The organism is Bacillus testis (assembly GCF_001243895.1).
Lineage (GTDB): Bacteria > Bacillota > Bacilli > Bacillales > DSM-1321 > Bacillus_AD > Bacillus_AD testis.
Window position 1 is genome coordinate 2,044,505 of sequence record NZ_LN851186.1, and the last position, 23,889, is coordinate 2,068,393.

22 protein-coding genes and 1 pseudogene are annotated in these 23,889 nt (G+C 39.9%); 20 read left to right on the forward strand and 3 right to left on the reverse strand.

The genetic code is table 11. From position 1 onward, the window contains the following. Positions 1-7 precede the first annotated feature (7 nt). From BN1765_RS10410 to BN1765_RS10440, 7 genes and pseudogenes are all read left to right on the forward strand, one after another. Positions 8-514 carry a cation:proton antiporter regulatory subunit gene (locus tag BN1765_RS10410; protein WP_050615066.1) on the forward strand — a complete coding sequence of 169 codons (507 nt, stop codon included), beginning with the start codon at positions 8-10 and terminating at the stop codon, positions 512-514. Beyond that, positions 504-1,718: a cation:proton antiporter gene (locus BN1765_RS10415; protein WP_050615067.1), complete on the forward strand. Its 1,215-nt coding sequence runs from the start codon at positions 504-506 to the stop codon at positions 1,716-1,718. The genes BN1765_RS10410 and BN1765_RS10415 overlap by 11 nt, the downstream gene beginning before the upstream one ends. Positions 1,719-1,876: 158 nt before the next feature. Continuing rightward, positions 1,877-3,578: pseudogene (locus BN1765_RS10420) on the forward strand (IS1182 family transposase). Between the two features lie 165 nt (positions 3,579-3,743). After that, positions 3,744-4,244 carry a cation:proton antiporter regulatory subunit gene (locus BN1765_RS10425; RefSeq protein WP_050615068.1) on the forward strand — a complete coding sequence of 167 codons (501 nt, stop codon included), beginning with the start codon at positions 3,744-3,746 and terminating at the stop codon, positions 4,242-4,244. Beyond that, the gene (locus tag BN1765_RS10430) at positions 4,241-5,470 is read left to right on the forward strand and encodes a cation:proton antiporter (RefSeq protein ID WP_050615069.1); all 1,230 of its coding nucleotides are present in this window, start codon (positions 4,241-4,243) and stop codon (positions 5,468-5,470) included. Before BN1765_RS10425 ends, BN1765_RS10430 begins: the two co-directional genes overlap by 4 nt. Positions 5,471-5,688: 218 nt before the next feature. Continuing rightward, the gene (locus tag BN1765_RS10435) at positions 5,689-6,309 is read left to right on the forward strand and encodes a DUF975 family protein (RefSeq protein WP_050615070.1); all 621 of its coding nucleotides are present in this window, start codon (positions 5,689-5,691) and stop codon (positions 6,307-6,309) included. 26 nt (positions 6,310-6,335) lie between these two features. Beyond that, a complete protein-coding gene (locus BN1765_RS10440; RefSeq protein ID WP_050615071.1) occupies positions 6,336-8,150 on the forward strand; it encodes a DUF2339 domain-containing protein in 1,815 nt (604 codons plus the stop codon). Positions 8,151-8,453: 303 nt separating this feature from the next. Here the strand turns inward: BN1765_RS10440 and BN1765_RS20035 are convergent, their stop codons facing one another. Beyond that, a complete protein-coding gene (locus BN1765_RS20035) occupies positions 8,454-8,621 on the reverse strand; it encodes a hypothetical protein (RefSeq protein WP_154666082.1) in 168 nt (55 codons plus the stop codon). Positions 8,622-8,822: 201 nt separating this feature from the next. On the opposite strand from BN1765_RS20035, the gene BN1765_RS10445 reads away from it, so the two are divergent. From BN1765_RS10445 to BN1765_RS10470, 7 genes are all read left to right on the forward strand, one after another. Further along, positions 8,823-10,280: an aldehyde dehydrogenase family protein gene (locus tag BN1765_RS10445; protein WP_050615072.1), complete on the forward strand. Its 1,458-nt coding sequence runs from the start codon at positions 8,823-8,825 to the stop codon at positions 10,278-10,280. Between the two features lie 32 nt (positions 10,281-10,312). Beyond that, positions 10,313-10,948 carry an SDR family oxidoreductase gene (locus BN1765_RS10450; RefSeq protein ID WP_050615073.1) on the forward strand — a complete coding sequence of 212 codons (636 nt, stop codon included), beginning with the start codon at positions 10,313-10,315 and terminating at the stop codon, positions 10,946-10,948. Between the two features lie 242 nt (positions 10,949-11,190). Continuing rightward, positions 11,191-12,645, forward strand: a complete 1,455-nt coding sequence (locus BN1765_RS10455; protein ID WP_230199515.1) for a S1C family serine protease — start codon at positions 11,191-11,193, stop codon at positions 12,643-12,645. Between the two features lie 5 nt (positions 12,646-12,650). Next, the gene (locus BN1765_RS10460; protein ID WP_230199516.1) at positions 12,651-14,642 is read left to right on the forward strand and encodes a peptidoglycan D,D-transpeptidase FtsI family protein; all 1,992 of its coding nucleotides are present in this window, start codon (positions 12,651-12,653) and stop codon (positions 14,640-14,642) included. A 544-nt stretch (positions 14,643-15,186) separates the two neighbouring features. After that, positions 15,187-15,360: a YfhD family protein gene (locus BN1765_RS19550; protein ID WP_075050799.1), complete on the forward strand. Its 174-nt coding sequence runs from the start codon at positions 15,187-15,189 to the stop codon at positions 15,358-15,360. 348 nt (positions 15,361-15,708) lie between these two features. Next, positions 15,709-15,909, forward strand: a complete 201-nt coding sequence (locus BN1765_RS10465) for a cold-shock protein (RefSeq protein WP_050615075.1) — start codon at positions 15,709-15,711, stop codon at positions 15,907-15,909. Between the two features lie 463 nt (positions 15,910-16,372). After that, positions 16,373-16,912, forward strand: coding sequence for a GNAT family N-acetyltransferase (locus BN1765_RS10470; RefSeq protein WP_050615076.1), 540 nt, complete (start codon positions 16,373-16,375; stop codon positions 16,910-16,912). 13 nt (positions 16,913-16,925) lie between these two features. On the opposite strand, the gene BN1765_RS10475 is transcribed toward BN1765_RS10470, so the two are convergent. Next, on the reverse strand, positions 16,926-18,242 hold the full coding sequence (locus BN1765_RS10475; protein WP_050615077.1) for an ABC transporter permease: 1,317 nt from the start codon (positions 18,240-18,242) through the stop codon (positions 16,926-16,928). Between the two features lie 290 nt (positions 18,243-18,532). On the opposite strand from BN1765_RS10475, the gene BN1765_RS10480 reads away from it, so the two are divergent. From BN1765_RS10480 to BN1765_RS10495, 5 genes are all read left to right on the forward strand, one after another. Further along, entirely contained in the window at positions 18,533-19,243 is a 711-nt protein-coding gene (locus tag BN1765_RS10480) for a response regulator transcription factor (RefSeq protein WP_050615078.1), read from the forward strand. Next, positions 19,233-20,642 carry a sensor histidine kinase gene (locus BN1765_RS10485; protein ID WP_050615079.1) on the forward strand — a complete coding sequence of 470 codons (1,410 nt, stop codon included), beginning with the start codon at positions 19,233-19,235 and terminating at the stop codon, positions 20,640-20,642. The genes BN1765_RS10480 and BN1765_RS10485 overlap by 11 nt, the downstream gene beginning before the upstream one ends. A 169-nt stretch (positions 20,643-20,811) precedes the next feature. Continuing rightward, the gene (locus tag BN1765_RS10490) at positions 20,812-21,699 is read left to right on the forward strand and encodes a peptidylprolyl isomerase (RefSeq protein ID WP_050615080.1); all 888 of its coding nucleotides are present in this window, start codon (positions 20,812-20,814) and stop codon (positions 21,697-21,699) included. Between the two features lie 145 nt (positions 21,700-21,844). Then, complete coding sequence (locus BN1765_RS20040; protein WP_154666083.1) at positions 21,845-21,988, forward strand: hypothetical protein; 144 nt, start codon at positions 21,845-21,847, stop codon at positions 21,986-21,988. 182 nt (positions 21,989-22,170) lie between these two features. Then, positions 22,171-22,836: a hypothetical protein gene (locus BN1765_RS10495; RefSeq protein WP_050615081.1), complete on the forward strand. Its 666-nt coding sequence runs from the start codon at positions 22,171-22,173 to the stop codon at positions 22,834-22,836. A 41-nt stretch (positions 22,837-22,877) separates the two neighbouring features. Here BN1765_RS10495 and BN1765_RS10500 read toward each other — a convergent pair whose 3' ends face one another. Next, the gene (locus BN1765_RS10500) at positions 22,878-23,144 is read right to left on the reverse strand and encodes a hypothetical protein (protein WP_050615082.1); all 267 of its coding nucleotides are present in this window, start codon (positions 23,142-23,144) and stop codon (positions 22,878-22,880) included. Positions 23,145-23,458: 314 nt separating this feature from the next. On the opposite strand from BN1765_RS10500, the gene BN1765_RS10505 reads away from it, so the two are divergent. Beyond that, positions 23,459-23,830: a hypothetical protein gene (locus BN1765_RS10505; protein ID WP_050615083.1), complete on the forward strand. Its 372-nt coding sequence runs from the start codon at positions 23,459-23,461 to the stop codon at positions 23,828-23,830. Positions 23,831-23,889: the final 59 nt, after the last annotated feature.

Below are 23,889 nucleotides of genomic sequence, written 5' to 3' on the forward strand. Positions count from 1 at the left end.
ATTTAGTATGGATATTCGGGAAAGTGAATTGCCGGGAATCGGCAAAAAATATGAAATCGTTACGAAAGAGAATGAAAAATTAGTAATCGTCATCCATGATGATGGCAGGAGAGAAATCTACCATTTTGACAAAGACCATGAAGAAAGCATTTCAAATTTCTCCATGAATAATGAGGAATCCAAAAAGGTAGCAGCCATTTTAGGCGGGATGGTCTATGAACCTAAAGCGATTGAACAGATTGAAATGGCTTTTGAAGGCTTGTTGATTGAATGGTTTAAAGTGGAGGAAGGGGCAGCCATCATTAAGAAAACAATCGGCGATATAGATATAAGATCTTCTTATTCAGTTAATATCATTGCAATCCTTAAAAAAAATATGAAAAAGATGAATACACCGGGACCGGAGGATGTCATTGAAGCGGGGGATACACTCGTCATTTCCGGCGAGCGGCCGGAAGTAAAATTATTCGTAAAAGAGCTGCTCAGGAAGACGGTGATCCATAATGACGAATGATCTTATATTGCAGGTGGGCACAGGTCTGCTCCTTGTGGCTGCAGCCGCATTGCTTGCGAACAAGTTTAAATTCACCATTATTCCATTTCTGATTATTATCGGTATGCTAGTAGGGCCCCATGCCCCCAAGCTGGGAATTATTGATCTGCGCTTCATTGAAAGCTTTGAAGTAATCGAATTTCTCGGCAGGATTGGTGTACTCTTTCTCCTCTTTTACCTTGGGTTGGAATTCTCTATAAAGAAATTAGAGAAATCCGGGAAAAATATTATCATAGGCGGCAGTATATATATTGCTATTAACTTCAGTCTAGGACTGTTATATGGTTGGGCAACTGGATTTTCTCTGCTTGAAACATTCATGATTGCCGGAATCATAACAATCTCCTCAAGTGCGATTGTCGCTAAGGTCCTTGTTGATTTAAAAAGAACATCCAATAAAGAAACAGAATTGATTTTAGGGATCATTATGTTTGACGATGTTTTCCTGGCCGTTTACCTCTCTATTATCTCCAGTCTGGTTTTAGGGGACAACACATCCATTTTAGGCGTAATTAGCTCGGTTGGCATCTCGCTGGGCTATATGTTGCTCTTTTTTATCATCGCCCGCAAAGCAACTCCGCTCATCAATAAGTTATTGAATATTACCTCGAACGAAGTGTTTATCATCGTTGTTTTTGCCGCGCTGTTTTTCGTTGCTGGACTTTCGGAAACCATCCATGTCGCAGAAGCAATCGGCGCCTTGTTACTAGGATTAGTCTTTTCTGAGAGCGACCAAAGTGAACGTATGGAACGATTGGTCATACCTTTCCGTGATTTCTTTGGTGCCTTATTTTTCTTCAGCTTCGGTTTAGGCATCGACCCATTTTCCTTGACCGGTGCCGTTTGGCTCGCATTGGGAGCGGTGGTAATTACCATCTTTGGTAATTTAATCGCTGGATTGATTGTCGGCAAAAAATCTAAACTCTCATTCAAAGCGAGCGCGAATATAGGGCTCACTATTGTTTCAAGAGGAGAATTTTCAATCATTATCGCTAACTTAGCCATTGCAGGGAATCTGTCGGAGACAATCCAGCCATTTACCGCGCTTTATGTGTTGTTATTAGCGATTATAGGCCCCTTATTAACAAAGGAATCCAAGAGAATTTCCGGTTGGCTGAACAAAGTGCCACTCCCGTTATTTAAAGATCAAGCGATTGGAAAATAAATAGAGGCTGGGACAGAACCCTCCTCTAAAATGAAAAAGCCGGTGAAATTTTACAATGAGTAAAATTTCACCGGCTTTGATTTTTTTCAAAATAAAATAAGGACATTCTCTGTTAAAATTAAGTTACCACACAAAACCAAACAGAAAGAAGTGTCCTTATGTTTAAAGATTATAACATGAATCAATTAATTTTGCCTTTAGATTTAGAAGTCAGATTACAAAAGAATGATATCGCCTTCCATGTACACCACTTAGTTGAAAGTATTCCTCATGAAGCGTTTGAACCATTTCTGCGGAATGAGGGTTGTCCTGCCTATCATCCACGCATGATGTTGAAAATTATCCTATGTGCCTATACACAATCTGTCTTTTCAGGTCGGAAAATAGAAGCCCTTTTAAAGGACAGTATTCGTATGATGTGGCTGGCGCAAGGATATGAACCAAGCTACCGCACCATCAACCGTTTCCGTGTTCAACCTGAAGTAAAAGAATTAATCCGCCAATGTTTCGTTCAATTCCGTTGCCAGCTCGTCCAAGAAAAAATCATTGATCAAGAAGCCATCTTTATTGATGGAACGAAGATTGAAGCGAATGCGAATAAGTTTACGTTTGTTTGGAAGAAATCCATCGAGAAGTATCATCAGGGATTAATCGAAAAATCAAATCATCTATATAAAGAGCTGCTTAAAAATGAAATCATGCCTCAAATTGTACAGGAAAGTGAAGAAGAGTTAACGTTGGAAGAGCTCACTCAAATCGTTGAAAAAGTAGATGAAGTGATTTCTGAGTACGATCAAAAAATAGAGGCATCAACGAATGGAGCCGAGCGAAAAGCGTTGAGAAGTGAACGGAAATTCCCAAAACAAGCACGAAAACAATTAATGGACCATATCCAACGAAAACAGAGATATCAAAAAGACTTTGAAATATTCGGCACACGAAATAGTTATTCAAAGACAGATCCCGACGCGACCTTTATGCGTATGAAAGATGATTATATGAAAAATGGTCAATTGAAAGCCGGTTATAATGTACAAGTGGCAACAGAAGGACAATACGCGCTTGCCTACAGCCTCTTTTCGAATCCAACTGATACCCGTACATTAATCCCGTTCTTAGACCAAATTGAACAACATTATTTTGAGTTGCCAAAGCACATCGTCGCAGATGCAGGATATGGAAGTGAACAGAATTATGATGATATCCTTTCAAATCGTAAACGAGAAGCGTTAATTACCTATGGAATGTACGTGAAAGAGCAAAAGAAGAAATATAAACAAAACCCATTCAATACAGCGAATTGGCAGTATGACAAAGAAAAGGATGTATACACGTGTCCCAACCAACAACAACTTGTCTTTAAAAATTATTCAGTACAAACAGATAAAGAAGGCTTCACACGTGAATTTAAGATTTATGAGTGTGAAAACTGTTCAGGATGCCCATTGCGTTCCTCATGTACAAAAGCAAAAGAAGGAAACCATCGAAAAGTAATGGTGAATGAAAAATGGGAACAACAAAAAGAATACGTAAGAGCGAAGCTTTCAGAAGAAGAAACGAGTTCCATTTATCGTAAAAGAAAAATAGATGTGGAACCAGTTTTTTGGATTCTTGAAGGCTAATTTGCATTTCAATCGATTTTCAGTTCGAGGAAAATCGAAAGTTGAAAATGAAATGGGCCTTGCATTAATGGCCGTGAATTTAAGGAAATTCACGGCTAACAGGTAAGGATGATTAGAGAAGAATAGAAAAAAGTGAAATTGAGCGCACTCAATTTCACTTTTTTCATTACTTTTTTCATTATTGAAGCTAGTTCTGTCCCAGCCTCATTATTTTTATAGGATTTATCAGAAAAAGTAGCTGGATATGTTTACATAAGATTATTATGGTTAAAAACTAATAGAGAGGTTCGTCAATCGGTTAAAAGTCCGTAACATCAATATATCACTTGTAATATTAAGGAATAGGATTATATTCGAATATTATCCTTAAGATAAAGCAAGTACACATCATAGGAGGGGAAACATGGACATTAGAGAAACTGAACTTCCCGGTATAGGGCAGAAATACGAAATTATAACGCAGGAAAGAGAGAAAATTGTGATTGTCATTCATGATGACGGTAGAAGGGAAATGTATCACTTCGATCTCGAAGAAGATGAAAGTATTTCAAGTATCACCTTTAATGATCAAGAATCACGAAAAGTGGCAGCCATACTAGGGGGGATGGTATATGAACCTAAGAAGTTAGAAACAATCGAGATGGCTTTCTCAGGTTTAATGATTGAATGGTTCAAAGTGGAAAAAAATGCACGGATCTCTCAGCATACAATCGGCGATATGGATATTCGGAATAATTATAAGGTAAATGTTGTGGCAGTCGTTAAGAATAATATGAAAAAACAATTCAGCCCCGGGGCGAATTCAAAGCTTGAAGCGGGCGATACGCTTGTATTGGCTGGCGAACGCGCAGATGTAAAGGCTTTTGTATCTGAAATGCTGAAAGAAGTAAGTGAGACACAATGACCAATGACTTAGTGCTTCAAGTAGGCATCGCTCTCTTGTTAGTTGCTTTTGCGGCTATTTTGGCGGGGAAATTGAAATTTTCCATCATCCCTTTTTTGATTATAGTTGGAATGTTGGTTGGGTCACATGCCCCTAAAATTGGTTTTATCGATTTACGCTTTGTTGACAGTGACGAAATTATTGATTTTCTTGGCCGTGTGGGAATTTTGTTTCTCTTATTCTATCTAGGCCTTGAATTTTCTGTTAAAAAGTTAATGAAATCCGGAAAAAGCATTGTTACCGGAGGAAGCATTTATATCGGGATTAACTTTGTTTTAGGATTACTGTATGGCTGGATGACAGGTTTTCCTTTGCTAGAAACCTTCATTATTGCCGGGATTACATCTGTTTCTTCTTCTGCTATTGTCGCTAAGGTTCTTGTTGATTTGAAGCGAACGGTCAATAAAGAAACTGAGCTGATTCTTGGAATCGTCATGTTTGAAGACATTTTTTTAGCTGTTTATTTATCCATTATGTCAGGATTGGTACTTGGCAAATCTCAGTCCATTGGAGAAATGCTTGTTTCCATCCTTATGTCACTGGTCTATATCTTATTATTTTTTGTTGTGGCAAGAAAAGGCATTGGTTTATTAAATAAATTATTGGATATTCGATCCAACGAAATTTTCATCATTATTGTGTTTGCCTTGTTGTTCTTTATCGCCGGTATTTCTGAAAAAATCCATGTAGCTGAAGCGATTGGCGCTTTATTGTTAGGGTTAGTCTTCGCTGAAACGGATCAAAGTGACCGTCTCGAGAAGATGGTTGTTCCATTCAGAGATTTTTTTGGCGCATTGTTTTTCTTCAGTTTTGGATTAAGCATAGACCCGACTAAATTGGGTGGTGCGGTTTGGCTGGCGATCGGTGCAGTCGTCCTTAGCATAATCGGAAACTTCTTTGCTGGGATGCTCGTTGGCCGAAAAACAGGATTATCATACAAAGCGTCAAATAATATAGGGCTAACCATCGTGTCAAGAGGGGAATTTTCTATTATTTTGGCGAATATGGCGATAGCAGGAAATCTGATGGAGGTCATTAAACCTTTTTCTGCTTTATATGTGCTCTTATTAGCCATTTTCGGCCCATTGTTGACGAAAAAATCGAACACTATTTATTCCTTTTTTGATCGTTGGTTCCACTGGACTCAAAAAGATAAAGAAGCGAAAACAGCAAGAAAAACGGCTTAATGTTAACCAATCTACAAATATGTAGGTTGGTTTTTTTTTATGTCTATGTCGAATTAGAAGGGAAAAATCGAAAAAGGTCGAATATATATAGAAAAACGGGAACTTTCCGGGCTGTCGACCTTTTCTGCATGGACTTCTCAATTTGAACAGATGGCATATGAATAAATAGGGGGAACGTGAAGGTTCCTTACAGTAGTTAAAAGGAAAGGGGATTTTGGATGAATATTACGAGTAAGGAAATACGATTATTGGCAAGAAATAGCTTGCAAGGAAAATGGGGCGTCTCTATTGGTGTGATTTTTATTACAATCATTCTATCGATTGGGGTCAATTTTATACCGTATATTGGGTATGTCATTTCAATCCTTTTATTCCCGATCACGGTGGCAGTTGAATGGTTTTTCCTTAGTATTTCACGGAAGGAAAATCCCGCTGTCGACATGATCTTCACTGGCTACGAGCAAGGGAATTTTGCCCGTACACTAGGTACCCAACTGTTAAGGAATATATATATATTCTTTTGGAGTTTATTGTTTATTATTCCAGCTATTATAAAAAGTTTTTCATATATGCTCACCAATTATTTGATGAAAGATTACCCGGGATTGAAATACAATGCAGCCATCACATTAAGCAGAAAAATAATGGATGGAAATAAGGGTAGGGCATTTATCCTGCAACTTACTTTTTTAGGATGGGCGCTGTTATGCCTTCTGACTCTTGGAATTGGCTTTATCTTTTTGGCCCCTTATATGAATGCAGCTAATGCCCATTTTTATCGTATTGTAAAAGAAGAGTATTTTGAAAAACACCCGGAAGAACAACTATTTGAAATGTAGGTTAACAAGGAGGAGGTGCGACAGCAATGGATAAACATGAACTGGATCGGCATATCCAGCAGGTGGAAGCGACACTCGTTTCATTGCGCCATGTATTGGCGGATTTAAAAAAACAAAAACAGTACTTAGACCAAGAAACCCATTATCCAGTTCAAGCAGAAGAAAAAACGCAAGTAGAGGTGTCTCCTCAATCGGCAGACGTTTCGGGCCGTCAGGATAATGTTAGGGAAGAATTAAAACAAATCCGCCTGCAAAAAGGGCAGGAGAACCGGCAAACAAGTGCTGATCGTACGTCTGTAACTGTTCACGACCGTCAAGTAAAAGAACCGTTTGATTTATTGAAAATGTGCCAAATATGGCTTCCGCGTCTATTTGCTTTTATTATGCTCCTTGGTGTTGTCTGGTTGTTCAAAGCTGGCATAGATAATGGCGTCATGAAACCGATCTACCGTATTTTATTCGGCGTTCTGCTGTCGGTCGGCCTTTGGTTAACGGGGGAGAAGCAAGTTAAGAAAGAGCGGCAGACATTAGGCTTGGTATTGATTGGGGCAAGTATCGCAAGCATTGTGGTCACTACATTTGCTGCCCATTATTTATTTCACTATTTCCCAGCTGTTATTGCGCTTGTGCTCAATATTATATGGTTTTCGGCTGGCATTCTTTTGGCAGTCAAACACCGTTCCGAGTATTTGTCGATATTCGTAGGTGTAGGGGCATTTTTTGTTCCTTTCTTGCTGAACAGCGACCAACCGAATTCAACCGTTTTTCTGGTTTATGAAGCGATACTGACACTGGGGCTATTTCAGTTGGCAGCCAGTAAGTCCTATAAATTATTATATATGGTCGCCTATTTTACAGGATTAATCGTATTGGGCATTTATTCCTTCTTCACTGGTTTTCCTTCTTTGTCCGGCCCATTGTCGATCATGTATACGGTTTACCAAGTCGGCCTCTATCTTCATTTAAAGGTATACCGTGGATACATCATCGAGCAGAGGATTAGCCTCTTCTCGATTAACGGCGGCCTGCTGTTGCTTTCATTGCAGGATCTTCCCCATTATTCGGCCAGTCTCCTGACAGTTGCTGCGGTGATCTATTTTGCTATCATGTGGAAAGAATTGAAAAACAAAGAGATCCCTCTGCTTTCAACCGTTTTGTTTGGATTGGGCATGCTATCCGTCATGGTCGTCATCGGCAAGAAGGCAGAAGGAGACATGCAGCCTTTACTTTATCTTGTTCAAGGTCTCGTATCGCTTGCCGGGGCTTATGTGTGGAAAGATAAAATAAAAGCAGTAATTGGCGGTATGATCTACGTGCTGGGAATTTTACTGGTCTTGGCGGTTTCGGTAGAGCAATTAGTATCAGTGGAAGCTTTGTCCCATATCGCCGTCCTTGTCTCCTTTGTCCTTATTTTTTGGAAAGCTGGTCGCTTTATATTTGATTATGCAAAAACAGCATATCAACTGCTTGTGTATGGGTGTATATTATTATCTTTTATTTTAATCACCAAATTGGCTGGTGCGGCAACCATCAACTCAGATATTAACTCTTTAGCTGTTTCCGTTAGCTGGATGGTCCTGGCCCTATCTGTAATCTGGTACGGAAGAAGCGACCATGCTGCGGTTACATTTAAAAAGAACGAACTGGTCATTCTCGGTTTAGCGGTCGTTTGCCTAACAATCGTCAAATTGTTCTTTATGGACCTTCCATTTGTGAGTATGACGATCAGGGCATTGCTTTTCTTGGTAGTAGGAGCAATCGGTGTTGGAATTTCACGTTTGTTTTTCTCTAATTCGAATCAAGAGGAAGCTAAGAAAGATAATAGCTTTAAAGGTAAGTAATCCAAAAATAAAACGCTTGGAAATGAACTTCACCCCGATGGTGAGACACAACCATTGGAGGTGCAATTCAAAATTCAAGCGTTTTTTCTATTCGACTATACTCTTTCTTGCCCAACTGTCATTTTACTAACTGCTTGGGGTCCAACTATAAGGACTAATTTCAAAACGATCACCTAACACTATTAGAATTTAATATTGATAGTAACATAAAATTATAATTAACCTATGAAAATATAAAAGGTTCGTCTGGACATAACAGATGAACCTTTCTCATTAAGAAGATTATTGAATGTGAAATTGAGATTATAATGGGCTGTTCTTATTCTTGCCAGCGGGGTTACCATTGAAAGTTTTATTTGTGGTGATCAATTCATCGTTACGGATCATCTTATAAAATGACTTTCCTAAATAAAGAATGAGCGCCAAAAAAATAGCGGCAAGGATTAAATAAATATACTGTTGGGCATACATTATTCACCACTCCATATGGAATTTTTACCCTTATTATACAGTAGGTACCGATAGAAGCGTTGGGCGATAAGTGTCCATTTTCTGAAATGACCTTTATAAGCCGCAACTACCGCGGATTGTAAACAGCTTGATGTTTGATATTGAGCATAATGGATATACAAATAAAAGTAGAAACTTTTATATGGAAGGAGCAATTTCAGCATGCTACATAATGATTGGAACACCCTATATATTAACGGTGAATGGCGCAAAGGAAACGGAGAAAGAACGATTTCAGATACAAATCCATATACAGGAGAAGATCTTGCCACCATTTCCACAGCGAATAAAGAAGACTTAGACGAAGCTTATCATGCAGCCGCACGTGCTCAACAAGAATGGAACCAAACGCTGCCGCAAGTGAAAGAAGAAATCATTTTAAAGGCGATTGCCGTTATAGAAGAGCATCATGATATGTTGGTGGACTGGCTGATCAAAGAGTCCGGCAGTACCTTCAAGAAAGCGAACGGAGAATTATCAACGGCTGTCGCTTTCATGAAGGAAGCCAGCAGATTCCCTTATGAAATGGAAGGGAAAATCAATTCTTCGCAAGTAAACGGAAAAATCAACGCTGTGATTGTGGAGCCGATTGGCGTAGTTGGTGTCATTAGCCCATGGAATTTCCCGTTCCATCTAACGATGCGATCCGTAGTCGCAGCTCTTGCTTGCGGCAATGGCGTTGTTGTCAAACCGGCGGGCGATACACCTGTCACAGGCGGATTGTTGATTGCCAGTATTTTTGAGGAAGCCGGATTGCCTAAAGGGCTATTGAATGTGATTGCCGGCAAAGGATCAGAAATCGGAGATGACTTCGTCAAACATCCAATTCCGCAAATGATTTCTTTTACGGGATCAACGCCGGTCGGGAAACATATCGCTGAAGGCGCTGCAGAAGGAGTGAAGAAAACGGCTTTAGAACTCGGTGGCAATAATGTCATGATCGTATTAGAAGATGCTGATATTGAGAATGCCGTTGAATCCACACTCATGGGAAAATTCATGCATCAAGGACAAGTATGTGTCGCTTTGAATAGAGTATTGGTCCAAGAGTCGATAGCTGAACGGTTTACCAATCGCTTGATTGAAAGAGTCAAAGAATTAAAGTATGGAGATCCGGCTGATTCGAATACCCATGTGGGACCCATCATTAATCCTTCCCAAGTAGCAGGGATAAAAGAAAAAATAGACAAAAGTATTGAAGAAGGAGCTGTATTAGCTTACGGAGGCGAAATAAGCGGGAATCTAATACAGCCGACTGTCTTAACGAATGTTAAGAACACTATGACAGTCGCCAAAGAAGAAATCTTCGGGCCTGTTCTTCCTGTCATTACCTTCAAAGATGAGGAAGAAGCGATTTCCATGGCAAATGCCTATCCATATGGATTGTCCGGAGCGGTTCATTCAACCATTGAACATGGTGTAAGGGTGGCCCGAAAAGTCCATACAGGCATGATTCATGTAAATGATCAAAGCATTAATGATGAACCTCATATGCCGTTCGGCGGAGTGAAGCAATCAGGTTTGGGCCGCTTCAACGGAAAATGGGCCTTGGAAGAGTTCACAGATGTAAAATGGATTTCCATCCAGACAGGAAAAAGCGATTATAGCAACTTTCTATAAGAATAAATGAATTAAAAGGAGAATGGGAGTTTATGAATATTATCGTAATAGGCGCGAATGGCCAAATCGGCCGGGAAGCCGTCAAAAAATTAAAAGAGCAAGGACAGCATACTGTAAGGGCCGCTATCCGGAAAGAAAGCCAGAAAGACTATTTCCGGGACCTGGGAGTCGAAACGGTGATGTTAGACTTGGAATCTCCGCTCAAGGACATCACAGAAGCAATCAAGGGCAATCAAATCGTTGTCTTTACTGCTGGTTCTGGAGGAAGTACTGGAGCAGACAAAACATTATTGATTGATTTGGATGGCGCGGTTAAAACCATCGAAGCCGCTGAAAGCATCGGAGCAGAACAATTCATTATGGTATCCGCATACGGAGCGGATCAGCGGAGCACTTGGTCTGAAGCCATTAAACCATATTATGTAGCCAAATATTATGCGGATAAAGAATTGTTGGATAGCTCGTTGGCTTTTACAATCCTTCGGCCAACAGGTTTATCTAATGAAGAAGGGACTAGCAACATTTCCTTGGACAAGCCATCTAAGCAAATCCCACGACAAGACGTGGCGGCTGTCATCGCTGAATGTGCAGGCAATCCAAAAGCTTATCATAAATCGTTCAATTTATTTTCCGGAGATATGCCGATATCTTCTTTATTCAATCAGTGATCAGCACGAAAAGAGCCTCTTTCATGAAGAGGCTCTTTTTAGTATTCAATAATAATATTATGTAAACTAAAGGTCGAATGATTCTCTATGAAATATATTCAAACGGTTTAAATACGATTCAAATAATCATATAATATTTTTAGTATATTAATGGTTTGTTAATATTTTTTTCATATTTAGGGTATATGATTATCTCAGATAAAGAAATGAAGAAATGTTTCTATAATCAGGAGGTTTGAATCATGAATCATTCCAATGATAATGATCCACGCAAAATGAATGTAAATGATGACAATATAAATAATGAAACGAATGATGACGTAAATGAAAGCGGTCGATTCGATGAAAGGGAGGCCGTTGAGCAATCTTCTACATATAGAGAAGCCGACAACAGCTATACATCAGCACGGAGCATGCAAGATGAAGAAAATCAAGAGGAACCATTCATCCCTATTTCGGATGAACAATACGAAAAACAGCGAAAGCGAAAGATGAAACCTAAAACGAAAGGTTTCCTTAGCACGGTTGCAGCAGGTGTAATCGGATCAGTTATTACTCTTTCAGTTATTCCGTTCACGGATTATCCCGATATGTTCCAAGGGGACCATTCAAGCAGCCAATCAGCCAGCCAAGATGCACAGGTTGAAACAAAGCCGATGAAAGTAACACAAACTTCTACCGCGAAGGCATCTATTGCCGATATGGTTGAAAAAGCGTCTCCAGCCATTGTCGGAGTTGTCAACATGCAAAGACAACAGCAGAGCTTTGGATCCTTCTTCCGTGGAAGCGAGCAGCAATCAAATGCCGATGGCGAGGAAATAGAAAGCGGTTCGGGTTCAGGCGTCATTTTTAAAAAGGAAGGCAATTACGCCTATATCGTGACCAATAATCACGTCATTGAAGGTGCCTCGAAGATTGAAGTTGCCTTGGCTGACGGCAAACAGACTACTGCTGAATTAATCGGTGCAGATGCCCTCAGTGATTTAGCTGTCCTAAAAATACCTTCAAAATACGTAACCTCTGTTTTGGAGTTTGCTGATTCAAGTGCATTGCGTGCAGGCGATGAAGTGATTGCCATTGGAAATCCGCTCGGCCTTGATTTATCAAGAACGGTAACTCAAGGGATTGTCAGCGCCGTCAATCGATCTGTTGCCGTGAATACATCCGCCGGTGAGTGGAACTTAAATGTAATCCAAACCGATGCGGCCATTAACCCTGGGAACAGTGGTGGAGCCCTGCTGAATCCAAGCGGCCAAGTGGTCGGCATCAACTCTTTGAAAATTTCTGAAAACGGCGTGGAAGGCCTTGGATTCGCTATTCCAAGCAATGAATTGGTGCCGATTGTGAACGAAATTATCGAGACAGGCCAAGTGCAACGTGTTTATTTGGGAGTAGGTTTGGCCTCCATTGATGAAATACCAGAAATGTATCTGCAGGACCTTCCTAAGAGTGTTGACGGCGGTGTGATTGTAACAAATATCGACAAAGACTCCGCCGCCTATCGAGCAGGATTAAAAGTACAGGACGTTATTGTAGCCATTAATGATATGAAAGTGAAGAGTCCAACGGAGCTTCGCCAGTATCTGTATTCAAAACTAAAAGTTGGAGATCGAGCAACAATCAAATTTTACCGGGACGGACAGTTAAAAACAGCGACCGTCACTTTAACAAGCACAGCCAGCAAATCGGCTAACTGATCACAGTGGCTAAAAAGAATAAAAACAACAGCACGATCCTCCGACTAAATTTACTTTTTGTTACCGTATTTATCTTATTTTCGGCCATCATCCTTCGCTTAGGATTTATCCAGATTGTCAAAGGTGATGAATTCCTCGAAAAAAGCAACGCAGTAACTAAAACAACCTATAAATGGAATGCCCCTCGCGGTAAAATATATGACCGCGGGGGTAATGTGCTTGTGGAAAACGAGCCTATTTATACACTGACCTATTCAGAAGCGGACGATACGTCCAAAACGGATACATTGGAGACAGCAAAAAAGCTGTCCTCCATGCTGACGATCGACACGTCCAAAGTGCGCGACCGCGATAAAAAGGACTATTGGATCCTTCTTCATCCGGAAGAGGCGCAAAAAAAGGTGTCAGATAAAGAACGTGAAGGTAAAGACGACAAAGAGCAGTATCATATGCTGCTTGACCGGATAACAGATGAAGATATCGCTTCCATCACGCCAAAAGAAATGCAGATTTATACGATTAAAAGCAAAATGGACCAAGACCACGCAGGAGTCAACCGCATTAAAGAGGGATTGACCGATCAAGAAATCGCAGTGGTGAACGAACATCTGGATGAATTGCCAGGCATCGATGTTAAGCTTGATTCCAAGCGTAAGTATAAACATGGCGACACTTTCAAGCAAATCTTTGGCAAAGTCGCAGCCATACCATTGGAAAAAGCGGATGAATATAAAAAACAAGGATACGACATGGATGATAATGTCGGCAAAAGCTTCCTTGAGTTACAATATGAATCCATCCTGCAAGGAACAAAAGAGAAACAAACATTCGAAAAGAACAGTTCTGGTGAACTAACCGGTAGCTCAAAGAAAACCGAAGGCAGTACCGGAAAAGATGTTCTTTTGACCATCGACATGGACCTCCAGAAGAAGGTAGATTCGATTGTGGAAAGTGAGTTGCGCAAAGAGCCGAGTGCTAAAGGCGCATACGTTGTCCTGATGAATCCAAAAACAGGGGAAGTCCTGTCCTTATCAGGCAAAAGCCGCAATGATGGCAAAATAGAAGATGAAACATATGGAACACTGCAAAACTCTTATGAGATGGGTTCTACAGTCAAGGGAGCGACCCTGCTAACCGGCTATAACACTGGCGCTATCAAGCCAGGCCAAATATTCTTGGACGCTCCGGTGAAATTAAGCGGGACTCCTGTTAAGAAATCATGGACCAATATGGGTTATATCAATGATTTAACCGCATTGGAACGCTCTTCAAATGTATATATGTTCCATGTTGCCATGAAAATCGGCCATTATAATTATGACACAAGATCAGGCTTTAAAAATCCGGAAGAAGCCTATGACAAAATGAGAAAGCATTTTGCTCAGTTCGGATTAGGCGTCAAAACGGGCATCGATCTTCCGAATGAAGCGACCGGTTATAATGGCGGAGTGCAACGATTAGGGAACCTGATGGACTTTGCAATCGGCCAGTTCGATACCTATACGCCGCTTCAATTGGCGCAATATGTGTCAACCATCGCTAATGACGGCAAACGGATGCAGCCTCATTTACTGAAGGAGGTTCGTGAGCCTTCCCACGAAACCGGTAAAGACGCTAAAACGATTTCAACATTTGAGCCAGTCATGTTGAATAAACTGCCGATGTCAGAGAGCCAAATTAAACGTGTACAGGAAGGTTTCCATTTGGTTATGCACGGCAGCCAAGGTACAGCAACCTCATCTTTTCAATCGGCCTCATATGACCCAGCCGGGAAAACAGGTACAGCCCAAGTCAGCAATGGCCGTGGCGGTTACAACTACAATCTAACGCTGGTCGGCTATGCACCATTCAAAAATCCGGAAATATCCATGGCTGTTGTGGTGAATAATATCAATAGTTCATCAAGCGTTATCAATAAGAATATCGGCCGCCAGGTTATGGACGCTTATTTTGAAGGCAAAGAAAAACAAAAGAAGGCTGAGCCATTAAGTGAATAACGTAATCATATCCAAAAAAATCGCAGCGGAATATCGTTGCGATTTTTTTTAGTAGGGATACAATCAATTTTTCTGTACACATAGGAATTTTCTCTGATATAGCGAAACTTTGATAAGATGGTTTTTTTTAGTGGCGCTTGATCTGCCAATTATATTTTATGGTTACACTCATGTTTGAGCGGGAGTCTTAGCACCAGTTAAAATGGGATAAAACGAACATTTTTTTAATGAACGGAATGTCAATAATGGAAGGAAAGAAATGGATGAGTATTCTTCTTTTTGCGGTCGTTCACTTATTAATAGGATTAGTAAAAACTTAAATTATGTCTTAAGTTATATAGGCCCCTTTTTAGTTAATGTATACTCTTTTCCCATTGTGTCAATTTGAGGCAGATCGTAGCTGATTCGTAAAAAAGAAAAGAAGCGAAAAAATAAAAGACTTCAGAGCTACTATCTACGAACAAAGCCCTTAGCAAAAAATGAATGAAGTGAATAAAAAAGACACATTCTATATGAGTACTACATTTTAATAGGAGGCTTTAAAATGCTACAAAATAAGGATAATGATCAGATTTCAAATACAGCTGGGGCTTTTCAATCGGATGGCCTAGATGTTGAATTTTCGCAAGAGCTCGCTGATCAGGATGATCTGGTTGCTCAAGAACGTTCAAAGGCCGCAGATCAAAGAGCCAAAGCAAGAAAAAATAATAGTCAGTAATATGTCTTTCACTAAAGCACAGTATGGTTGGTTAATCGTATACTGTGCTTTATTTGTCATTGGCGGTTCATTAAATGAAGCGTCTATTGTTTCCAAAGAAACCAAATAAAGATTGATCCCTTTTGAAGTAATCAAACGGAATGTCGACATAAGAAACCATGGATTTTACAACGCTAAATATTCCGACCGTTTTAAATATTTGCTATTTTGTTTTAAGCATGTTATTCTAAGAGAGAATTATTTTTGTTCGGTTTCAGATTGAAAATAAAATTTGTTTTTCGTCTAAGGTATTTGAGCAAGAGTAGTAATATATTGTGTGGGTAATACCCATACCAGGAGGCAACATTTATGGAACAAGGTAAAGTAAAATGGTTTAACGCAGACAAAGGTTTTGGATTCATCGAACGTGAAGATGGAGAAGACGTATTCGTCCATTTCTCAGCAATCCAAAGCGAAGGTTTCAAAACTTTAGACGAAGGACAAAGTGTAACGTTTGAAGTAGAACAAGGACAACGTGGCCCACAAGCTACAAATGTCCAAAAAGCTTAATAGTAGATTAGCTACTGATGAAAGGCCCTTTTAAAGGGTCTTTTTTTTTACTGTTTTATAAGTGAAAAACCCCATTCAATAATTGAATGGGGTCTACATGCAACAAAAACTGAAACAAAAGTAATTCAAAATGGTAGGTTAAGTATACCATAGTATATAAAGAATACCTAATCTAAGATTTGGAATATATAGTGAAAACAAACAACTTCGTTTAAAGCTAACAGAGACTTTAGCGCAAATAAGAAAAGAAAAAAAGTCAATGAATCTTTAGCCGTTTTCGTTTTTCTGTGTTTCCAGTCCCTTATCAAAAACATATACATACTGAAGAAAACCGTGTTAGATTAATAGTATAAAAGCGAAAATCTTATTGATTGATTGGGATGCTGAAAGGAGTTAATGCCTAGGCGCACAACAACCGGGTTTCCTGCGTCCCGGTGCAATTAAATAGAAAGGGTGGTGCAGCTTGGATCGAATAAAAACAGAAAAGGGGCCTTCAACGATTATTCTGCGCAAGCCCACGCTTGAAGATGCTGAAGAAATGATTTCCTTCTACAACAGAGTGGGAGGTGAGACGGATTTTCTTTCTTTCGGAAGAAACGAATATATCATTGCCCTGAATGAATTCAAATTTCATCTATCGGCGGTTCTGCGGTCCGTGCATTCGACAATCGTTTTGGCGGAAGTAGACGGAATGATCATCGGAATCGGTACAATTGACAGCTCTTCTAAGAAACGAATGAAGCATGTGGGGACACTAGGTATTGTCGTTGATTCCGTACATTGCAATAAAGGGGTGGGAACCAGCATAATGAAACATCTGATTTCATGGGCAGAAGGAAACCAGATTACGCGCCGCATTGAGCTGAAGGTTCGGGAAGATAATGAACGAGCCATCCATGTATACGAGAAATTCGGATTTCAGAAAGAAGGATTGCTGCGCGAGGATAATTGCATCAATGGGATCTATTACAATACCGTGATAATGGGGTTACTACTCTACTGAAGCCGAAGCAGCTTCAGTAGAGTATTTTCTGCTTGGATCGGTAAGGGACAAGCAGAACGGTAGTACCCAAAACAAATAAGAAAACGATAGTGGAGCCGCAGATTACGGTACTGGCTTTCTGGCGGATATATAGATCATCAATGGGCTCAATAGCCGCTGAATCGACCAAGGCCATCTTGTTGTTTTCTTGTGCTGCTTGCTGGAATGTGAGAGGTTCCTTCAATGAAGGCTTATTTATGCTCATATAATACTGGGTGAATTGATTGCTTAAAAAAGGCGTGATAAAAAAAGGCAGCATAAACGCTGTCCAAGTGATGATCGTTGCAACTGCAAGGCGTTTGCGGATATTCACTGTCTTTTTCATCCGGCGCAACAGTACAGATCTTTCATAAAGTCCTATGCATACATAAAGAGCGCCGCCTAATAGGATCAGGCCTTTCAGTTGCTTATTCGCTTGTTTTTCAACGTAAGCAACATCTTTTGTGAGTTGCTTATAGCGCGTATTCTCCTTTGATAGTGTGAGACTGCTATTATTTAAATCCTTCTCCGCCGTTTTCAGAAATTCATTTACTTCCTTCTCATCTTTCAATGTGTAGATGGCTTGGCTTATTTTATCGTTCTCGTGGCCATTGTTTAAATAAGCGGCATATGAGTAAGGAATGATGATTTTATTGGACAGATTGCCATCTGAGCCATCCAATCCTATTTTGGCGGGACGGAAGAAGCTTGTTGTATAAATGCCGACAACCTTTAAGGATAAAGCACGGTCGTTGCTTGTTGCACTTTCGATTTCTAGTTTACTGCCAAGCGTTAAGTTGTTGGCTTCAGCCAGTCTTCGCTCAATAAGGACAACTTCTTGATTGCTGTCCTTTTCTGTTAAATGCCGCCCTTTAACAAGAGAATGGTGTTGATCGGTAAAAGAGGGCATATATTCAGAAAAAGAAACACCTTCCACTTTCAATAAACCCGAGGCCTTTTGGTTGCTGGAAAGAAGGCGTTTTTCTCCAGCGTACTGGCCAGGCTCGCTTTGAGCAGTAATATTTGTAGCTTTGGCTTTAGCCATTACATAATAATTATGGTGTTTAACCTGGGGATACGATGCTATTTTATTTGCTGTTTTCAGGTCGATCCCTTTTTCTATTTCACGGTTATTCAGCATATAGGTAACCCCTACATGTTGTTTGGCTGTTTTTTTTGTTTGCTGCACAGCTGAAACCACATTAAGATAAGTAAATGTGCTGGCAAAAAGCAGCAAAAGGGCCAGCAGTTTAAGCAGCGTAAGCTTTTTATATCTGGCGATGTATAATACCGCTTGTTTAAAAGTATCCAAACCGTATTCTCCTTTAACTGTCATACATGTATCTAATAGCCCACGCTAGCAAGATTATCATCGAGTTATGAATAAACTATGAATGGCACATGACCAAACATGTAAAAAACATAGAAGTTTTATGCAGGATATTGATTAATGCCCTTTTTCGTTATAAGTTGAATACATATAAAGTAAAAATTGAATCGTTGGAGGTTTTCTTCATCCCTCTTTCTCCTGTTGAAGCGGGAGTCTAGCGTTAGTTGAATGGATCAAAATGAAAATGAACGGAAGAACAAGGAGATGTATGTATGAAAATATTGGTGATAGAAGATAACGAAAGCGTTTCTTCCATGATAGAGATGTTTTTTGCGAAAGAAGGAATTAAGGGAGTATTTATCGACAATGGAACAGAAGGCTATCAAGCCTACCAAAAAGGTAATTGGGATGCTTTGATTATTGATTGGATGCTGCCGGGGATGGATGGCGTGACAATCTGCCGCAAAATCCGCGAAGAGAAAAGCACTGTGCCGATTATCATGTTGACGGCCAAGGACTCCGAATCCGACCAAGTGCTCGGCTTGGAGATGGGTGCAGATGATTATGTGACAAAGCCTTTCAGCCCGCTTGCTTTGATGGCGCGCATAAAAGCGGTCACACGCCGCTACCACAGTGCGCAACCAAACGCGGACGAGAATAGAGATGTTCTGCAGACAGAGCATTTCAGGATCAATAGAAACACCCGTGAAGTGCTTTTGGATGGAGAGCCGGTAACGAATCTTACCCCAAAAGAATTTGAGCTGCTTTATTATTTTCTGCGCCACCCAAAACAGGTATTCACAAGAGAACAGCTGCTAGAACAGGTTTGGAGCTATCAATTTTATGGCGATGAACGCACTGTGGATGTCCACATCAAGCGGCTGCGGAAAAAAGTTGGTTCGACAAATCAGCCATTTTTCCATACTGTTTGGGGAGTGGGCTATAAATTTGACGAAACGCAGATAGACACAAATGAAAATTAAATATATCTACCAACAGATCATTTCGCATCTAAGTGTGATTATTGTTGCTTTCCTTATTTTAAGCCTGTTGTTCTCCCATTACATTAAAGGCCTGGTGTATGAAAACAAAGCGAATGAACTCATCTCATACGGCCATAATATTTTGAGCGATCTTACTTATTCGCCTGATGAATTTGCCGTTTTAAATAACTATAAGCAGGTATTGGATGGCAGAAAGATTTTTTATGGCATTTTTGATGAGAATCAACGGCTAATCTATCCTTCTGGCATCCGGATTATCATCAAAGACAGAGAATGGAATAAAATCAGAGCCGGTACAACCATCATTGCGAACGAAGACCAGCGCTTCGACCAGGAAGGCAACACGGTAGTGATTGTGCCTTATATACAGAATAACCAATTTGCGGGCGCAATCCTGTTGCGCTCCCCAATCAGCGGCTCGCGCGAAATGATCAACGAGATCAATAAATACCTTTTTTACACGGTGATCTTAGCGCTGATTATTTCCGTACTGTTAAGCTGGCTTCTGTCGACTTTTCATGTCAAACGGATTAAACGGATCCAGGAGGCGACTTCGACCGTAGCAGGCGGGGATTATTCGGTCCAAATACCTTCCTCCAATTTTGACGAAATCGGGGAATTGGCAGAGGATTTCAACTCGATGGTCAAAAAAATCAATCATTCGATGGAAGAAATTGATTCATTGGAAAACAGAAGAAGGCAATTTATGGCGGATGTCTCCCATGAATTGCGTACGCCATTGACGACGATAAGAGGTGTGATTGACGGCATCCGCAATAATATGATTCCGGAAGTGGAGAAAGAAAAAGGAATCAATCTTGTCAGCAAGGAAACAAACCGATTGATTCGATTGGTGAACGAAAACCTAGATTACGAAAAGATTCGTTCCAATCAAGTGAAAATCATCAAGGAAGATATTCAATTAAGCGAGTTTCTCGAAATCATCAAGGACCAGCTAGAATTTTTGGCAGAAGAGAAACAGGATGAAATCTTACTTGAAGTGGCAGACGATGTGTTTGTTCAAGCGGATTACGACAGGCTGACTCAGATCCTGATCAATATCACCAAAAATAGTATCCAATTTACCGAGAAAGGTTCCATTTGGCTTCGCGGATATATGGACCACGACCAAACAATTATTGAAATTGAAGATACCGGCATCGGAATTGACCCAAGCGAAATAAAAAATATTTGGCGCCGCTTCTACAAAGCGGACCTGTCGAGGACAACCAACCCGTATGGCGAATTCGGCTTAGGACTTTCCATTGTTCAGCAGCTTGTGTCCTTGCATCAGGGTGAAATCAATGTGGAAAGCACAAAAAATCATGGGACTAAGTTTACGATTACCCTCCCTTATCGAACGAAACAACACAAATAGTAATAATCAAAGAAGCATAGGTGAACCTACTCATCTGTGCTTCTTTTTCTTTCTCTCGATTGGCAATATTTTTCACAGGGAATTTTAAAGTTGTTAATAGTTTGTTCATAATTTCACGATAAACTGTTTGTATACCCTTTGATGGGATGAAAGTGCTGGAGGGAAATGAATGTTAGAAAAATTAAAAAGCAAAAAACTAATGGCCGTATTGCTGGTATTGATCATTGCTGCCGGAACGGCTATTACAGCTTATGCCATTGCTGCAAAGGACGTAGTAGCGACTGTAAACGGCGAAAAGATTACTAAAGATGATCTATATCAGGTGCTGTCTAAGCAATATGGCAGTTCTGTTATTAAAACGCTCATAAACAATAAAATCATCGAACAAGAAGCTGAAAAAGAAAACGTTAAAATTAATGAAAAAGATGTAAAAAAAGAGTTGAATAAGTTCATCGAGGAATACGGCGGTGAAGACACATTCAATGCTGCCCTAGAGCAAAGCGGCCTTACGCTTGCCGACTTTAAGACAGATATCCGTAATTATTTGAAAGTGAAAGAGATCCTGTCTCCAAAAATCAAGATTACCGATAAGGAAATGAAAGAATACTTCGAGGAGAATAAGGACGACTATAAGCAACCAGAACAAGTAGAAGCAAGCCATATCTTAGTGGATACGGAAGAAAAAGCAAAAGAAATCAAGGCGAAGTTGGATAAAGGAGAGGACTTTGCTACACTGGCAAAAGAAAACTCCACTGACACAGCATCTGCTGAAGATGGCGGCAAACTCGGTTATTTCGGCAAAGGTGAAATGACAGAGGAATTTGAAAAAGCGGCTTTTGCAATGAAATCCGGCGAAATAAGCGAGCCTGTCAAAACGGATTACGGTTACCATATTATTAAAGTAACGGGCAAGAAAGAAGAAAAAGAGGCTAATTTTAAAGACGTTAAAGACGAAATTAAAGAAGTGCTCTTTGATGAGAAACTAAATACGGAATACGCAACATGGCTTGAGAAGAAAAATAAGTCCTATAAAATTAAGAATACATTTGAATCGTAAACAAAAGGGTCCATCTAATGGGCCCTTTTCATATAGGCCTCTATAAATGATTTCCTTTTCTTGTAAGACAACATAATGAATATTTCGACATAATGTGTTATAATGGTTGGAAAGAGTCAAATTGGAACTCTAGGAGTTGTTGTCTATGCTTGAAAAAGATTATCTTACGTTGAAGAAAAGGGATTATCATTATTTATGCCAGAAAGAAGATAGACTTGTTGACTTGCAAACATACAAGCAATTAAAAAGACAATGGGGCATGACATATAAAACGAAGTACCAACAATAATACTTGCCAGCAGAAACGATCATTTTTTAATAGAAAGAAACCAAGCGGGGATATGGGTCCCTGTTTTTTTTATCCATTTTTTTATGATGGTATGAAAATTTTCTCGGTTTGTTCATAATTTGGACATATTTTCTGGACAAGCTATCTGGTGTAAGACATAAATTGATTTGGAGGCGTAAGGAATGATTCCAAAAAGAATAATGTTGGTTGTATGCACCCTATTGCTTGGAGGACTGTTGTCAGCTTCCCCTACGTTCGCTTTGTCTAACGAAAAGGAAGAGTGCCGCTGCAAAGAAGGACATAAGCCGAACGAAGCGATGCTGAAAGAAAGGGCAAAATCCCTTGGTATCACTACCGAAGGGAAATCTGCAGATGAACTGCGTAAGGAAATCTTTAAACGGCGGATCTATCAAGAAGCGAAAACATATCATATTTCTGCGGCAAACAAGTCGTTGGAAGAGTTGGCTAAAGAAGTGCATGAAAAACGATTGGCACAATTAGCTGCCAAATATGGAATAACCGCCAAAGGAAAAACAAGGTTCGAGCTGGCAAATGAAGTCCGCAAAGCCCAAATGATGGATCTGGCGAAACAACTGCATATCGAGACAGCGGATAAAGATTTCAAAACGGTTAGTAAAGAAGTGAGGGACGCATTGACCATCCAATCAGCTAAAAAACTTGGGATTGATGTGAAAGGAAAAGATAGTAAGGCGTTATTTGAAGAAATCATGGAAAATCATGTCCAGCAAGCGCAGAAGCTGCATATTTACCCGTTCGCTGAAGATCAGCCGCATTTTTTCCAGGAGCATAGAGGGCATCATAGACATTGTGGCTCTAAAAAAGAATAATCTTATATGAAAGCACCATTCTCGAAAAGAGAGCGGTGCTTTTAATTTGAATCAGATTCGTCAAAATTGAATAAGTCATAGGTTTCCGGCATTTGTGATGCCCCTTCATATACATGCTCAAGTCTGCGCCGATTAAGATCTTTAAATTCATCTTGCAAAAAGACAGCCTGCTCATGGCTCATCTCTAGCGTAATTTCATTGCCGGAATCGTCAACGGCTTTCATTAGAACATAACTTTCTATTGCTTCCGGAAGGGTCACATTACTTAGCGTGATTTTCATATCTTGGATTTCAAAACGTACTTTCATTTGTCTTCTCCCATCTGCTGGTATCATGTGTATAACTTTATACTACAGCAATAGAAGGGAAAGTTCAAAGTATTGCAGGCGGCGTGCTAATGCAATGAATGCACGCCCGATTAGGCTTAGATAAGACATATTTCTATATCTAATCCCATACTTTTATCATAAAAAGGCTGTATGTGTGGCAAAAGTACAAGGCCTTTGTAGAAAATAGTAAAACTATTCGTTATTTATTGAAAAATAGAAATGTAATTCCTAGACTATAATTAATATAGTGTAGCTGATGGTAAACAAATGATACTAATAAAGGAGTGATCAGCATGAAGGTTTTTTTGAATAAAGGACAAACAGCAGTAAAATCTTTAACTGATCAAAAAATGAAATTGTATGAGGAAATAAAAATCAGCCAACAACACACAGAACTATTTCTAAGAAGATACCTTCAATATAAAAAGAAACTTCAATTCATCATGGGGAAGGAAGATGTGGAGGATGAACGGCTTTTGCTCTTAAAGAAACAATATGAACAATCAGCATTTGAAACAGGTGAGCTTGTTGAACGAAATACCCTGTTGATAGAGGCCGTTCAAAAACAGATTGTGGATGGAATGGCTCTCTATTCACATACTCAAAAGAAGCCGCTGAGTGAATATTTAACCAGATTGACCTCCCCTATATTTAATGGTGACTAATTCACATCAAATATAGGGATTGAGAGCTATGAATAGTTAAACGGCGCTGTTTTTACCGG

Excerpts from the sequence above, each read along its gene's own strand:
- BN1765_RS10410 (WP_050615066.1), top strand. The coding sequence starts at position 8 with ATGGATATTCGGGAAAGTGAATTGCCGGGAATCGGCAAAAAATATGAA.
- BN1765_RS10415 (WP_050615067.1), top strand. The coding sequence starts at position 504 with ATGACGAATGATCTTATATTGCAGGTGGGCACAGGTCTGCTCCTTGTG.
- BN1765_RS10425 (WP_050615068.1), top strand. The coding sequence starts at position 3,744 with ATGGACATTAGAGAAACTGAACTTCCCGGTATAGGGCAGAAATACGAA.
- BN1765_RS10430 (WP_050615069.1), top strand. The coding sequence starts at position 4,241 with ATGACCAATGACTTAGTGCTTCAAGTAGGCATCGCTCTCTTGTTAGTT.
- BN1765_RS10435 (WP_050615070.1), top strand. The coding sequence starts at position 5,689 with ATGAATATTACGAGTAAGGAAATACGATTATTGGCAAGAAATAGCTTG.
- BN1765_RS10440 (WP_050615071.1), top strand. The coding sequence starts at position 6,336 with ATGGATAAACATGAACTGGATCGGCATATCCAGCAGGTGGAAGCGACA.
- BN1765_RS20035 (WP_154666082.1), bottom strand. The coding sequence starts at position 8,621 with ATGTATGCCCAACAGTATATTTATTTAATCCTTGCCGCTATTTTTTTG.
- BN1765_RS10445 (WP_050615072.1), top strand. The coding sequence starts at position 8,823 with ATGCTACATAATGATTGGAACACCCTATATATTAACGGTGAATGGCGC.
- BN1765_RS10450 (WP_050615073.1), top strand. The coding sequence starts at position 10,313 with ATGAATATTATCGTAATAGGCGCGAATGGCCAAATCGGCCGGGAAGCC.
- BN1765_RS10455 (WP_230199515.1), top strand. The coding sequence starts at position 11,191 with ATGAATCATTCCAATGATAATGATCCACGCAAAATGAATGTAAATGAT.
- BN1765_RS19550 (WP_075050799.1), top strand. The coding sequence starts at position 15,187 with ATGCTACAAAATAAGGATAATGATCAGATTTCAAATACAGCTGGGGCT.
- BN1765_RS10465 (WP_050615075.1), top strand. The coding sequence starts at position 15,709 with ATGGAACAAGGTAAAGTAAAATGGTTTAACGCAGACAAAGGTTTTGGA.
- BN1765_RS10480 (WP_050615078.1), top strand. The coding sequence starts at position 18,533 with ATGAAAATATTGGTGATAGAAGATAACGAAAGCGTTTCTTCCATGATA.
- BN1765_RS10485 (WP_050615079.1), top strand. The coding sequence starts at position 19,233 with ATGAAAATTAAATATATCTACCAACAGATCATTTCGCATCTAAGTGTG.
- BN1765_RS10490 (WP_050615080.1), top strand. The coding sequence starts at position 20,812 with ATGTTAGAAAAATTAAAAAGCAAAAAACTAATGGCCGTATTGCTGGTA.
- BN1765_RS20040 (WP_154666083.1), top strand. The coding sequence starts at position 21,845 with ATGCTTGAAAAAGATTATCTTACGTTGAAGAAAAGGGATTATCATTAT.
- BN1765_RS10495 (WP_050615081.1), top strand. The coding sequence starts at position 22,171 with ATGATTCCAAAAAGAATAATGTTGGTTGTATGCACCCTATTGCTTGGA.
- BN1765_RS10500 (WP_050615082.1), bottom strand. The coding sequence starts at position 23,144 with ATGAAAGTACGTTTTGAAATCCAAGATATGAAAATCACGCTAAGTAAT.
- BN1765_RS10505 (WP_050615083.1), top strand. The coding sequence starts at position 23,459 with ATGAAGGTTTTTTTGAATAAAGGACAAACAGCAGTAAAATCTTTAACT.